10 protein-coding genes are annotated in these 13,252 nt (G+C 65.7%); 5 read left to right on the top strand and 5 right to left on the bottom strand.

What is annotated here, in order from left to right:
- Positions 1-19: 19 nt before the first annotated feature.
- Together pdeM and I6F20_RS16645 are read left to right on the top strand one after the other, a co-directional pair.
- Positions 20-691: a ligase-associated DNA damage response endonuclease PdeM gene (gene pdeM, locus I6F20_RS16650; RefSeq protein WP_050995974.1), complete on the top strand. Its 672-nt coding sequence runs from the start codon at positions 20-22 to the stop codon at positions 689-691.
- A 270-nt stretch (positions 692-961) separates the two neighbouring features.
- Complete coding sequence (locus tag I6F20_RS16645) at positions 962-1,393, top strand: hypothetical protein (protein ID WP_036026470.1); 432 nt, start codon at positions 962-964, stop codon at positions 1,391-1,393.
- Positions 1,394-1,454: 61 nt separating this feature from the next.
- On the opposite strand, the gene I6F20_RS16640 is transcribed toward I6F20_RS16645, so the two are convergent.
- Both I6F20_RS16640 and pyrE read right to left on the bottom strand, forming a co-directional pair.
- Positions 1,455-2,258 carry a DUF2865 domain-containing protein gene (locus I6F20_RS16640; RefSeq protein ID WP_036014132.1) on the bottom strand — a complete coding sequence of 268 codons (804 nt, stop codon included), beginning with the start codon at positions 2,256-2,258 and terminating at the stop codon, positions 1,455-1,457.
- A 217-nt stretch (positions 2,259-2,475) separates the two neighbouring features.
- The gene (gene pyrE / locus I6F20_RS16635) at positions 2,476-3,039 is read right to left on the bottom strand and encodes an orotate phosphoribosyltransferase (RefSeq protein ID WP_036014130.1); all 564 of its coding nucleotides are present in this window, start codon (positions 3,037-3,039) and stop codon (positions 2,476-2,478) included.
- A gap of 184 nt (positions 3,040-3,223) precedes the next feature.
- Between pyrE and I6F20_RS16630 the strand changes: the two genes are divergently transcribed.
- A complete protein-coding gene (locus I6F20_RS16630) occupies positions 3,224-3,850 on the top strand; it encodes a glutathione S-transferase family protein (RefSeq protein ID WP_225127019.1) in 627 nt (208 codons plus the stop codon).
- Between the two features lie 6 nt (positions 3,851-3,856).
- Here the strand turns inward: I6F20_RS16630 and I6F20_RS16625 are convergent, their stop codons facing one another.
- From I6F20_RS16625 to I6F20_RS16615, 3 genes are all read right to left on the bottom strand, one after another.
- Complete coding sequence (locus I6F20_RS16625; RefSeq protein WP_225127017.1) at positions 3,857-4,492, bottom strand: LysE family translocator; 636 nt, start codon at positions 4,490-4,492, stop codon at positions 3,857-3,859.
- Positions 4,493-4,762: 270 nt separating this feature from the next.
- On the bottom strand, positions 4,763-7,843 hold the full coding sequence (gene polA / locus I6F20_RS16620) for a DNA polymerase I (protein WP_225127015.1): 3,081 nt from the start codon (positions 7,841-7,843) through the stop codon (positions 4,763-4,765).
- A gap of 195 nt (positions 7,844-8,038) precedes the next feature.
- Positions 8,039-9,106, bottom strand: coding sequence for an acyltransferase family protein (locus I6F20_RS16615; protein ID WP_225127014.1), 1,068 nt, complete (start codon positions 9,104-9,106; stop codon positions 8,039-8,041).
- A gap of 203 nt (positions 9,107-9,309) precedes the next feature.
- On the opposite strand from I6F20_RS16615, the gene I6F20_RS16610 reads away from it, so the two are divergent.
- Positions 9,310-10,626: a UDP-glucose dehydrogenase family protein gene (locus tag I6F20_RS16610; RefSeq protein WP_225127013.1), complete on the top strand. Its 1,317-nt coding sequence runs from the start codon at positions 9,310-9,312 to the stop codon at positions 10,624-10,626.
- Between the two features lie 118 nt (positions 10,627-10,744).
- Positions 10,745-13,219, top strand: coding sequence for an ATP-dependent helicase HrpB (hrpB, locus tag I6F20_RS16605; protein ID WP_225127012.1), 2,475 nt, complete (start codon positions 10,745-10,747; stop codon positions 13,217-13,219).
- The last annotated feature ends 33 nt before the right edge of the window (positions 13,220-13,252 follow it).

The following is a 13,252-nucleotide window of genomic DNA, read 5'->3' as shown; positions in this document are numbered from 1 at the left end:
TTCGGGAGATGTCGAGGACATGCGCGTTTCCAGAGTCACGATCAGCGATGTGACCTTTGCGGCCGATCTCTCCGGCGCGCTGTTCTGGGACGAGCAGCGCCTGCTCGTCGTCTCCGACCTGCATCTCGAGAAAGGCTCGAGCTTCGCCACGCGCGGCGTCCTGCTGCCGCCTTACGATACCATTGCGACGCTCGGCCGGCTCGCTGCTGTCATCTCCCGCCATGATCCACGAGTGGTCATCGCGCTCGGCGACAGTTTTCACGACCGCAGCGCGCATGAGCGCCTGTCCGCCGAGGACCGCGACGCCTTGGCCGCACTCCAGACCGGCCGCGACTGGATCTGGATTTCCGGCAATCACGACCCCATGCTGCCGCGCGATCTTGGCGGCACCATCGCGGACGAAGTCGCAATCGGCCCGATCACCTTCCGCCACGAGCCGACCGGCGCCCACGGCGAGATCGCCGGCCATCTGCATCCGAAGGCGCGTGTCTCGGCGCGTGGCCGCTCGATGGAGCGCCGCTGCTTCGCCAGCGACGGGATGCGGGCGGTGATGCCGGCATTCGGTGCTTACGCGGGGGGCCTCAGCGTCCGCGATCCAGCCTTCGCAAAGATCTTTCCGGCGAATGGCTTTGTCGCCCATCTCCTCGGCGACCGCCGCGTCCACGCCATTGCGGCCTCGCGCTGCCATTGAGGCGCCGGCTGCATTAGGACAGCACTACGACCGGTATTTTTCCGGAATCGCGCAAAGCCCGCTGTCGGTATTAACGTCCGCGCTTGCCGGGGCTGGATTTCATCCCGAACAAGATTGCAACCGGCAAAGGGGTCGCCTCGGGCGGCCCCTTTCGATTCCACGCGCGCCCAGAACAAATTAAGAACACTTTAGCAAGTCTTTGATATATCATTGTGATTCGGCGCCTCGCCGATACAATATCTAGCGTCTGTCCGACTTTGCGAGGACTACATGTCCACCATTGCCTTCGACCAGTTTGCCCTCACCCGGATCGCCGATTTCGCGCGCTCGCTGTCACGGCTGCATCAGGCCGCGCGGCGCCAGAGGGTCGATGACGACCAGTTCGACCGCGAGTTCAACGCGGTGTGCCAGTCGATCTGGGGCTACACCATCGACGATGTCAGCGACGATCTGTTCTCGTCCGAGGATCATCTGTTTCTCGACACGCTGGACGAAGCGCATGCGCGCATCTTCGCGGCGGAGCAGGGCTATGACCTCGTCGGCGATCAGGGCATGCTGACCGATTGGTGGGGCTTCTGCTGGATGATCCTGGCCGAGAAGCGCGGCCTCCTGACGCCGGAGAACCGCGCCTCCGCGCGCGCCGCGATCGAGGAGAAATATCTGGCGGCGCCGAATGTGATCGGCGTGATCATCGGGAGGTAGTGCCGCAAATTCCGTCATTGCTTCGCTACGCTCGCAATGACGGTGTGGTTACAGGTGAGGCTTACTCCAACCCCGCCCGCTTCGCCGGCTTCGCGGCGGTCTTCGGCACTGTCACGTCCGGCAGCGGCTCGCGCACGATCTCGTTTGACGCTGGCGCATCTGCCGACACCGTCTCGGCGCGCACCGGCGCCACCTTCATCTCGCCGAGCCGCGCTCGAACCTGCGCGGTGAGGCCGGGATAGGAGGCAACCGGGGTGAAGTCCGCAGCCTGGTCGTTGCCGACGCGGACGCCGGTATAGGCGACGAGGCCGTCGCTGGTGGCGATCACGTCGCCGGCCTTCAGGGAGGAATCCAGCGCAAGGTCGACCGGGGCAAGACCGACGGGTTCACGGCCGTTGCAGGTGCAGTCGGCGCGCAGCGCCTTGCGGTAGGCGAACGCGTTCTCGCTGTCGGCATAGCGCTCGCCGGTCTGTGAATAGGCACCGTCGATCGACGAGCCGAAATAGACCTTGGTCGCGCTGGCAGGACAGAACGCCTGACACATCTGCGCGGGTGAGACGAGACCGCGCATCAGCGGAAAGTATTTCCCGTCGCAACTGCGTACGCAGAAGGCCGGTCCCGAGCCACCGGCCGCGGCCGAGCGGGTCGGCGGCACATATTGCGGCGTGGCGCCATTCTGCTGGCTGCTGAAGGGATCGACGTGGGAGTTCGCCGGCGGCACCTCGCGCTGCGGCCGCTGCTGCATTCCGCCGAAGAGGAAATCGAACAGGCCTTCGGCTGCAACCGAGGTCGGCGCCGCCAGCAGCGGCGCTGCCAGCATGGCGGCCACAAGCGAAGCGCGACGCCGCCGGCGCGCATGGGACATGACTGTACGCAATGCTTACTCCACCCGACGCTACTGAATCGGCTGGGACCGAGCGATCTCAGCACACGATTCACCATAAAGCGGGATGGTAAATGAGCAGTTGAGCGTAGGCGGTTTCAAGACGAGGCGGTGGCCTCTTTAAGGCCGGGCGCAGCTTTGGACGGGTGGTTGCTACCGGGACACATTGAGGCACGACGGCGGAGAAATTTCCGCCACTTCACCCCTTCAAGAATTCCGACGCCTTGTACAGCGAGCGGAACGGCAGGCCAGCCGCACCGAACGTGTCGGTGGCGCCTTCCTCGCGATCGACCATGGTCAGCACCAGCACGACATTGGCCCCGGCCTCGCGCACCGATTCCACCGCCTTCATCGCCGAGCCGCCCGTGGTGGTGACGTCCTCGACGATCACGACGCGCTTGCCCGCCAGCGTCTCGCCCTTGGGCAGGCCCTCGATCGCGAGCTTCGCGCCGTGCTCCTTCGGCTTCTTGCGCACGAAGAAGGCCGCGATCGGATGACCCTTGATCCAGGAGATCTGCGCCAGCGCGCCGGCGAGCGGCACCGCGCCCATCTCGAGACCGCCGATGAAATCGAGCTGGTCGTCCTTGAGCGCCTCGTAAGTCAGCTCGGCGAGCAGCGTTGCGCCCTCGGGGTCGAGCATGGTCGGCTTGAGGTTGAAGTAGAAATCGCTCTTGCGGCCCGACGCGAGCGTCACCTCGCCGCGGCCGAATGAGCGCCGGCGGATGATCTCGAACAGGCGGGCGCGGGAGGCGGATTTCGACACGGCGGTCCCTCAAACAGCGTTTTTGGTGGGGGCGGAATTTATCCGCGACCGACGCGACATTCCAGAGGGGGCGTCTCCCGTCAACAGGGATCGGCCATCCCGGCCCAAAGGTTGTGAGGGTGCAACCTTCTGGAGTAGGTGAGGGGGCAAGCCTTCGGGCAAGCCTCTTGGGGAAGGACACGGAATGACCATCGAGCTCTATACCTGGAACACGCCGAACGGCCGCAAGATCTCGGTCGCGCTGGAGGAGATGGGGCTGCCCTATAAGGTGATCCCGGTGAACATCACCAAGGGCGAGCAGATGGCGCCCGAGTTCCTCAAGCTCTCGCCCAACAACAAGATCCCCGCGATCGTCGACCCCGAGGGGCCTGAGGGCAAGCCCGTCAGCATCTTCGAATCCGGCGCGATCCTGCTCTATCTCGGCGAAAAGACCGGCAAATTCCTGCCGAAATCGCTTATCCAACGCATTCCGGTCTACGAATGGCTGATGTGGCAGATGGGCGGCTTCGGCCCGATGCCCGGCCAGGTACACCATTTCATCGCACTGGAGAACGAGCAGGACCGGGCCTACGGCTTGAAGCGCTTCATGGCCGAGACGCGCCGGCTCTATGGTGTGCTCGACCGCCGCCTCGTGGGGCACGACTTCGTCGCCGGCGAGCTCTCGGTTGCCGATTTTGCCATCCTGGGCTGGGCTTGGCGCCATCCTCGCCACAAGGTTGATCTGGCCGACTTCCCCAACGTCAAGCGCTGGTACGACGCCCTGATGGCGCGCCCGGCCGTGAAGCGGGGGATGGAGGCGAAGCTGGATTGAGCTTCTTCACACCCTCTTTGCTTCTACCGCCATCCGCACCGCGAGCCCGGCCAGCACGGTGCCCATCAGCCAGCGTTGCACCAGCATCCAGCTCGGCCGTTTCGCCAGGAACAGCGCGATCGATCCGGCGGCGAGCGCGATCATCGCGTTGACGCTGACGCTGATCGCGATCTGGATCGCGCCCAGCACCACAGACTGCGTCAGCACGCTGCCCGCTGTGGGATCGATGAACTGCGGCAGCAGCGCCAGATACAGCATCGCGATCTTCGGGTTGAGCAGGTTGGTGATGAAGCCCATCACGAACAATTTGCGCGGGCTGTCGACCGCGAGCTTCCTCACCTGGAACGGCGAGCGTCCGCCCGGCTTTACCGCCTGCCAGGCGAGCCACAGCAAATAGCCGGCACCGGCAAAGCGCAGCGCGTCATAGGCGAAAGGAATGGCGAGCAACAGCGCCGTGATACCGAACGCCGCGCACAGCATGTAGAACACGAAGCCGAGCGCCACGCCGCCGAGCGAGACGATGCCGGCCGCGCCGCCTTGCGTGATCGAGCGCGAGATCAGGTAGATCATGTTCGGTCCCGGCGTGAGCACGAGGCCGAGGCTGACGAGGGCGAAGCCGAGCAAGGCGGAGGTGTGGGGCATGGTTGAACCGGTGCGGGAGATGCAAAGGTTCTAATACGCGCGGGATCGCGCGGCCATCGCGCAATTGCTCGGAGGACAATCGAGGTCTTGCGCCGGTGTGCTCCCTCGCCCCGGTTCTTACGGGGCCGGGACGAGCTTCGCTCGCCCTGAGAGGGTTGGGGTGAGGGGCTTTCTCCACACGGGCGGTCGTCGATAGACCTGCACCCCCTCACCCGGATCGGAAGGGCGATCCGACCTCTCCCCGCAAGCGGGGAGAGGTAAGGAAGTGCGCTAATGCGCCTCGTCCCAATTGTTCGCGGCGCGGGCGTCGACATGCAGCGGCACCGAGAGCAGCACGGCCGGGAACGGCGCGTCCTGCATCACCTTCTGCACGACGGGGAGCGTTGCCTCGACCTCGTCGTCCGGCACCTCGAAGATCAATTCGTCGTGCACCTGGAGCAGCATCTGCGCCGACAGCTTCCTCGCGGCCAGCGCATCCTCCACGCGGGTCATGGCGCGGCGGATGATGTCGGCGGCGGTGCCCTGAAGCCGCGCGTTGATCGCGGCGCGCTCGTTGAAGGCGCGCACCGAGGCATTCGAAGCCTTGATGTCGGGGTAGTGGCACTTGCGGCCGAACAGCGTGGTGACGTAGCCGTGGTTGCGGCAGAAATCGCGCGTCTCGTCCATATAGGCGCGGATGCCGGGGAACCGCTCGAAATACTTCTTGATGTAGGCGGAGGCTTCCTCGCGCGCGATGCCGAGCTGGTTGGCGAGGCCGAAGGCGGAGATGCCGTAGATGATGCCGAAATTGATCGCTTTCGCGCGGCGGCGGATCTCGCTCGGCATGCCCTTGATCGGCACACCGAACATTTCCGACGCGGTCATGGCGTGAATGTCGAGCCCATCGCGGAACGCCTGCTTCAGCACGGGAATATCGGCGATCTCGGCCAGCAGCCGCAGCTCGATCTGTGAATAATCGGCCGAGACCAGCTTGTGCCCGGGCGTGGCGATGAAGGCGCGGCGGATCTTGCGGCCGTCCTCGGTACGCACCGGAATGTTCTGCAGGTTCGGCTCGTTCGACGACAAGCGCCCCGTCGTGGTCGCAGCCAGCGCGTAGGTGGTGTGCACGCGGTGGGTCTGCGGGTTGACGTAGGTCGGCAGCGCGTCGGTGTAGGTCGATTTCAGCTTGGAGACCTGGCGCCACTCCAGAATCTTCTTCGGGAAGTCGTGGCCCTGCTCGGCGAGCTCGTCGAGCACCTGTGCGGTGGTCGACCACGCGCCGGTCTTGGTCTTGGTGCCGCCAGGCAATCCCATCTTACCGAACAGGATGTCGCCGATCTGCTTGGGGCTGCCGACATTGACCGGCTCGCCCGCGATCTCCTGGATCTCGGCCTCGACGCGCGCTGCGGTCTGGGCGAAGTCGCCGGACAGACGCGACAGCACCTGGCGATCGATCGAGATGCCGCGCCGCTCCATACGCGCAAGCACGGAGACCAGCGGCCGCTCCAGCGTCTCGTAGACCGCACTCATGTGCTCGGAAACCAGGCGCGGCTTCAGCACGCGCCACACCCGCAACGCGATGTCGACGCCTTCGGCTGACAGCGGTGCGGCCTTGTCGATCGGCACCTGGTCGAAGGTGATCTTGCCCTTGCCGCTGCCGAGCAGCTCGCTGTCCTTCAGCATGGCATGGCCGAACCAGCGCTCCGACAACGATTCGAGCGCATGCGAGCCGCGGCCGGCATCGAGCACGTAGGAGATCAGCAGCGCATCGTCGATGTTGCGCAGGGTGATGCCGTGCTGCGCCAGCATCACGGCCGTGAACTTGACGTCGAAGCCGATCTTGAGGATGCCCGCCGATTCCAGCACCGGCCGCAGCGCCTGCAGCGCGTCGTCATGCTTGACCTGATCCGGCGCAAGGCCGGCATCGAACAGGCCGGCGCCGCCGCCGGATTGCTTGTGCGCCAGCGGCACGTAGCAGGCCTCGTTCGGCGCCAGTGCCAGCGCGATGCCGCAGAGATCGGCCTGCATCGGATCGATCGAGCTCGCTCTTGTCTCGATCGCGACATGGCCGGCGTCATGGATGCGCGCAATGAAGGCGTCGAGCTCCTTCAGCGTCTTGATGGTCTGGTATTTGCCGCGATCGACAGGAAGCTTGCGCAGCGCCTCTTCGCGCGCGACGGCGAGCGAGATCGGCGCACCCTTCGGGCTCGCAGCCTTGTCCTCCTTGCCTGCCGATTTGTTGGGCTGGTTCGGCCGGGCTGGCGCCGGAGTTCCCGTGCCTGGTGTGGGCACGACGTCCGAAGGCGGCAGCGTCGTGAACACGCTGGCGCCGCTGGCGTAGCCGGGATCGGCATCGACATTGGCAGGATCGATCTGCGCATATTCGGCGACGCGCCGCGTCAGCGTCGTGAATTCCATCGCCTTGAGGAAGGCGATCAGCTTGCGCGCGTCGGGCTCGTGGACGGCGAGGTCGTCCAGCGGCACCTCCAACTCGACCTTGTCGTCGAGCAGCACGAGTTGCCGCGAGATGCGCGCCTTCTCCGCATTCTCGAGCAGCGCCTCGCGCCGCTTGGGCTGCTTGATCTCGCCGGCGCGGAACAGCAATTGGTCGAGATCGCCATATTCGGTGATCAGCTGCGCCGCGGTCTTGATGCCGATGCCGGGTACGCCCGGCACGTTGTCGGTGGAATCGCCCGCGAGCGCCTGCACCTCGACCACCTTGTTCGGCGGCACGCCGAACTTCTCGATCACCTCTGATATGCCGATGCGGCGGTCCTTCATGGTGTCGTACATCGTGACGCAATCGGTGACGAGCTGCATCAGGTCCTTATCGGACGACACGATGGTGGCGCTGGCGCCGCGCTCGCAGGCTTGGCGCACATAGGTCGCGATGAGATCGTCGGCCTCGAAGCCGATCTGTTCCAGGCAGGGCAGGTCGAAGGCGCGCACGGCTTCGCGGATCAGCGCGAATTGCGGAATGAGATCGTCGGGGGCCGGCGGCCGATGCGCCTTGTAGTCCGGATAGATCTTGTTGCGGAAGGTGATCTCCGATTTATCGAAGATGATGGCCAGATGCGTCGGCCGGTTGTCCTCGGGCATCTCGCGGAGCAGCTTCCATAGCATGTTGCAGAAGCCGAGCACGGCGTTGACCTGGAGCCCGTCGGATTTGCGGTTCAGCGGCGGCAGCGCGTGATAGGCGCGGAAGATGTAGGAGGAACCATCGACCAGGAAGACGTGGTCGCCCTTTCCGGCCGCCTTTGCCGCGACCGGTTTGGCAGCAGCCTTGGCAACAGCGGGCTTGGTCTCTGCGGCAGCTTTCGGCGCGGCCTTGGTGTCAGCTTTGGCGGTGGTCTTCGGAGATGTCTTGGGCATGGCCGCAATGTATGAATTTTTGCGGACTTTGACAGCCTTGGGAGGCGGATTTTTGGGCCGGTAGCGCGACTATCCCCCGCTGTCATTCCCCGCGAAAGCGGGGAATCCAGTACGCTGCGGCTTCTCGGTTCAATCGCTGGCGCCTCCGCGTACTGGGTCGCCCGGTCAAGCCGGGCGACGACACCGAGAGGGCAGCTACTCCGCTGCCTGTAACCGCACGCCCGCCTTCCTCGGCGCGATCCAGAACGCATCGGGCCGCTCGAACAGGAAGCGCGCATTGAGGCGGAGCGCGACCTGCCAGATCGCCAGCGCACCGAGCACGCCGACGACGGTGACGAGCAGCGACACCGTGCCGGTATCAGGAATGATGCCGGTGCGCAGCAGCAGCGTGCGGGTCGCCGCCATCGGCAGGAAGAAGGCGAGATAGATCACGATCGAATGCTCGCCGCAGAAGCGGAGGAAGTTGAGGCAGTGCGCCCGCGCGAGCAGCGTGCCCGCGACGATGATGGCGCAGGCGCCGGCGAAGCCGAGCGCGAGCGAGACGATCGCCCACTCGCTGGCGCCCGCTGCGACGAGGCCGGCATTGATCAGCGCCCAGGCAGCGAGCGCTGCAAGCGCCAGCGCCGGATGCTTCCGCGCCCGGTCCGACAGGGCGAACACGTAGGGCGCGAACAAATAGCCCGAATAGAAATAGACGAAGCGTGCGCAGAACTCGTCGATGGCGGTCCAGCCGGTCGTGATGTGCGCGGTCTCCAGCGCGGCGGCGACGAGCCAGACCGCGAGCGATGGGACCTTGCGTGTCAGTTTCGTGACGACGAAGAAGACCGGCAACAGATAGATGAACCACAGCGTGCCGAACGGCTCGATGAAAGATTCGAGATACAGCAGGCCAACATGCTGCCAGCTGGTCTCGGCCGCAAAGGCCGGGGCCTTGAAGCCAAATTGGATTGTCACCCAGACGACATAAAAATAGGCGAAATGCACCACCTTGCGGTCGAGATAGGTTCGCCAGTCCCGATCGATCACCAGAGACAGGAACAAGCCCGAAATCAGGAAGAAATCCGGCATCCGGAACGGCTTTGCGAAGGCTACGAGCACGTGCATGAACCCGGTCTGCCCGGCGGCAAGCTCCACCCCCAGCACCGAATGCATCATCACCACCATGACGATGCAGATGCCCTTGGCGTAGTCGACCCAGTCGATACGCGCGCCCGAAGCGGCCGTGGAAGGGCTGGCCGCCGCGATTGTGCCTGATCGTGCCATGGTGTCCCTTTTCGAGGCGCGTTCCGCCCGTGCCTGTGCGGGCCTGGGGCAGTTTGGAGCGCAGTAGTTTCCGACTTCTTTACCGGTTCAAATCGCGGGCCGGTTTTTGCATGCGGACTGTTCCATGGCCTCGGGAAAATGCTAAACCGCCCCGGATTGGGCTGAGTTGGACGTCCGTTAACCAAGCTGGAACAGGATTTTTCATGCGAATTGCGATGATCGGCACGGGCTATGTGGGATTGGTGTCCGGCGCCTGCTTTGCGGATTTCGGCCACGACGTCACCTGCGTCGACAAGGACGAGAGGAAGATCGCGGCACTCCATCGCGGCGAGATCCCGATCTACGAGCCTGGCCTCGACGAGCTGGTCGCGAACAATGTGAAAGCCAAGCGGCTCGACTTCACCACCGACCTGAAGCAGCCGGTCGCCGATGCCGATGCCGTGTTCATCGCGGTCGGCACGCCCTCGCGCCGCGGCGACGGACACGCCGACCTGTCTTACGTCTACGCCGCCGCGAAAGAGATCGCGCAGTCGCTGCAGGGCTTCACCGTGGTGGTGACGAAATCGACCGTGCCGGTCGGCACCGGCGACGAGGTCGAGCGCATCATCCGCGAAGCCAATCCGTCGGCCGATGTGGTTGTCGCCTCGAACCCCGAGTTCCTGCGCGAGGGTGCGGCGATCCGCGATTTCAAATTCCCGGATCGCATCGTGGTCGGCACCTCCGACGAGCGCGGCCGCAAGGTGATGGGCGACATCTACCGTCCGCTGTCGCTGAACCAGGCGCCGCTGATGTTCACCGCGCGCCGCACCGCCGAGATGATCAAATACGCCGCCAACGCGTTCCTGGCGACCAAGATCACCTTCATCAACGAGATCGCCGATCTGTCCGAGAAGGCCGGCGCCAACGTTCAGGAGGTCGCGCGCGGCATCGGGCTCGACAACCGCATCGGCACGAAATTCCTGCATGCCGGTCCCGGCTTCGGCGGCTCGTGCTTCCCGAAGGACACGAAGGCTCTGATCAAGATCGCGCAGGACTACGACGTCTCCTTGCGCATCGTCGAATCGGTGCTGGCGGTCAACGAGAACCGCAAGCGCGCGATGGCGCGCAAGGTGAGCCAGGCGCTCGGCGGCAATCTGCGCGGCAAGACCGTTGCGGTGCTCGGCCTCACCTTCAAGCCCGACACCGACGACATGCGCGATGCGCCGTCGATCCCGCTGGTAACAGGCCTGATCGACATGGGCGCGAAGGTGAAGGCGTTCGATCCCGTCGGCATGGAGCAGGCCAAGGGCGAATTGCCCGATATCACCTATTGCGAGGACGCCTATGCCTGCGCGCAAGGCGCCGACGCGCTCGTCATCGTCACCGAATGGGTCCAGTTCCGCGCGCTCGATCTCGACCGGTTGAAGGCGACCATGGCGCAGCCGGTCGTCGTCGACCTCCGCAACATCTACCGCCCCGAAGACATGGAAGCCGCCGGCTTCGTCTACGAGAGCGTCGGTCGTCCGCCAGTGCAGGGCTGATCGTTCCCAGCTCCACATAAATTCGTCATGGCCGGGCTTGTCCCGGCCATCCACGTCTGTTTTCTGGTCGAGGACGTGGATGCCCCGGACAAGCCCGGGCATGACGAGTGGATGGATCTTGCCCCGCAGCTTCGACACGCCCCTCCCGATCGATGCCGTGCTCGACGATTTGTCGCGTACGCTGGAGGCCAGCAACGCCGCAGTGCTGGTGGCCCCTCCCGGCGCCGGCAAGACCACGCGCGTGCCGCTGGCCTTGCTCGATGCGCCCTGGGCCAAGGACAAGAAGATCATCGTGCTGGAGCCGCGCCGCATCGCTGCGCGTGCCAGCGCCGACCGCATGGCCAAATCGCTCGGCGAGCGCGCCGGCGAAACCGTCGGCTATCGTGTCCGCTTCGGCTCGAAGATCTCGCGCGCGACGCGCATCGAGGTGGTGACCGAGGGCATCTTCACCCGCCAGATCCTCGACGATCCCGAACTAACAGGCGTTGCCGCGATCCTGTTCGACGAATTCCATGAACGCTCGCTCGACGCCGACATGGGCCTCGCGCTGGCGCGTGATGCGCAAACCGGCTTGCGCGAGGATTTGCGCATCCTGGTGATGTCGGCGACGCTCGACGGTGCGCGGGTGGCAAGGCTGCTCGGCGATGCCCCCGTCGTCGAGAGCGAGGGCCGTGCGTTTCCGGTCGAGACACGCTATCTCGGCCGCAAGGCGGATGCACCGATCGAGCGGCAGATGGCGGATGCGATCGCATCTGCGCTGCGCGCCGATAGCGGCTCGGTGCTGGCCTTCCTGCCAGGCGCCGCCGAGATCCGCCGCACGCAGAATTTCCTCTCCGAGCGCGTGCAGGACGCCTCCGTCGAGATCGTGCCGCTGTTCGGCGCGCTCGATGCCGCCGTGCAGGATCGCGCCATCGCGCCGGCACCCAAGGGCACGCGCAAGGTGGTGCTGGCAACCTCGATCGCGGAGACCTCGCTCACCATCGAGGGCGTGCGTATCGTCGTCGATAGCGGTCTTGCCCGCGTGCCGCGCTATGAGCCCGATATCGGCCTGACCCGGCTCGAGACCGTGCGCGCCTCGCGCGCGGCGGTGGACCAGCGCCGCGGCCGTGCCGGCCGCACCGAGCCCGGCGTCTGCTACCGGCTCTGGGACGAGCCGCAGACCGCATCGCTCGCGCCGTACACCCAGCCGGAAATCCTCAGCGCCGACCTGTCCTCGCTGGTGCTCGATCTGGCGCAATGGGGCGTCAGCGATCCCGCGGCTCTATCGTTCCTCGATCCGCCGCCGCAGCCGGCCTGGAAGGAAGCCAAGAGCCTGCTGAGCGAGCTCAACGCGCTCGACGGCGACGGTCGCATCACCGCCGAAGGCAAGAGCCTGCGTGCGCTGGCGCTGCCGCCGCGGCTGGCGCGCATGATCGTGGATTCGCATCGCGCCGGCGAGGGCCAGGCCGCCGCCGAGATCGCGGCCATCATCACCGAGCGCGGCCTTGGCGGCGACAGCGTCGATCTCGAGCACCGCCGCGACCAGTTCCGCCGCGACCGCTCACCACGCGCGGCAAGCGCGCGCGATCTCGCGCACCGCTGGGCTTCGCAGGTCGCGGCGTCGGAGAAGGTGGCGCAGCAGGAGGATCTGTCGACAGGCCTGATGCTCGCCTATGCGTTCCCGGACCGCGTCGCGCGCAATCGCGGCAATGGCAGCTTCGTGCTGGCCAACGGTCGCGGCGCCTCTGTCGAGCAGACCTCCTCGCTCGCCCGTGCGCCCTACATCGCGATCGGTGAGATGACCGGGACGGCGGCGAGCGGACGCATCCTGCTCGCCGCGCAAATCACCGAGGACGAGATCGAGCAACATTTCGCCGAGCATATCGAGACCGCCGACGAGATCTCCTTTGATCGCGGCGCGATGGCGCTGCGGGCGCGCCGCAAGCGCGTGCTGCACGCGATCACGCTGTCCGAGGCGACGCTTGCAGTATCGCCCTCGGAGGACACCGCGCGCATCTTCGCAGATGGCCTGATCGCCGCGGGCCTCGACCGGCTGCCCTGGTCGAAAGCCGCCAAGCAATGGCGCGACCGCGTGATGTTCCTGCGCAAGGCCGAGGGCGACAGCTGGCCCGATTTGTCGGACGACGGTCTGATCGCGCGGCGCGATGATTGGCTGGTGCCGGCGCTCTACGACAAGATCGCGCTCAAGGACATCTCCGCGGGCGATCTCTCCGATGCCCTGATGGCGCTGTTACCGTGGGAGATGCGCGCACGGCTCGATCGCGAGGCGCCGACGCATTTCGAGGCGCCGACCGGCACTATGCTCGCGATCGACTACGAGGCCGAGCAGGGACCGACCATCGCGGTGCGGCTGCAGGAATTGTTCGGCCTCAACACCCATCCCTCGATCGCCGCCGGCAAGGTGCCGCTGGTGCTGGAATTGCTGTCGCCGGCCCAGCGTCCGGTGCAGGTGACGCGCGATCTGCCCGGCTTCTGGCGCGGCAGCTACGCCGCCGTCCGCTCCGACCTGCGCGGCCGCTACCCGCGTCACCCCTGGCCCGACGATCCCGCGAGCGCCGTGCCGACAAGGCGGGCGAAGCCGCGCGGGACGTGAGAACTCGCAACCGGCATTAACCCTCCGCTCATC

It is taken from the genome of Bradyrhizobium sp. IC3123, from assembly GCF_020193625.1.
Classification (GTDB): domain Bacteria; phylum Pseudomonadota; class Alphaproteobacteria; order Rhizobiales; family Xanthobacteraceae; genus Bradyrhizobium; species Bradyrhizobium yuanmingense.
The sequence above is the reverse complement of the archived record's forward strand: the minus strand, read 5'-3'. Positions and strand labels throughout refer to the sequence as shown.

What these genes read in the sequence shown, in the direction of transcription:
- pdeM (WP_050995974.1), top strand. Translation starts at nt 20, where the DNA reads ATGCGCGTTTCCAGAGTCACGATCAGCGATGTGACCTTTGCGGCCGAT.
- I6F20_RS16645 (WP_036026470.1), top strand. Translation starts at nt 962, where the DNA reads ATGTCCACCATTGCCTTCGACCAGTTTGCCCTCACCCGGATCGCCGAT.
- I6F20_RS16640 (WP_036014132.1), bottom strand. Translation starts at nt 2,258, where the DNA reads ATGTCCCATGCGCGCCGGCGGCGTCGCGCTTCGCTTGTGGCCGCCATG.
- I6F20_RS16630 (WP_225127019.1), top strand. Translation starts at nt 3,224, where the DNA reads ATGACCATCGAGCTCTATACCTGGAACACGCCGAACGGCCGCAAGATC.
- I6F20_RS16625 (WP_225127017.1), bottom strand. Translation starts at nt 4,492, where the DNA reads ATGCCCCACACCTCCGCCTTGCTCGGCTTCGCCCTCGTCAGCCTCGGC.
- polA (WP_225127015.1), bottom strand. Translation starts at nt 7,843, where the DNA reads ATGCCCAAGACATCTCCGAAGACCACCGCCAAAGCTGACACCAAGGCC.
- I6F20_RS16615 (WP_225127014.1), bottom strand. Translation starts at nt 9,106, where the DNA reads ATGGCACGATCAGGCACAATCGCGGCGGCCAGCCCTTCCACGGCCGCT.
- I6F20_RS16610 (WP_225127013.1), top strand. Translation starts at nt 9,310, where the DNA reads ATGCGAATTGCGATGATCGGCACGGGCTATGTGGGATTGGTGTCCGGC.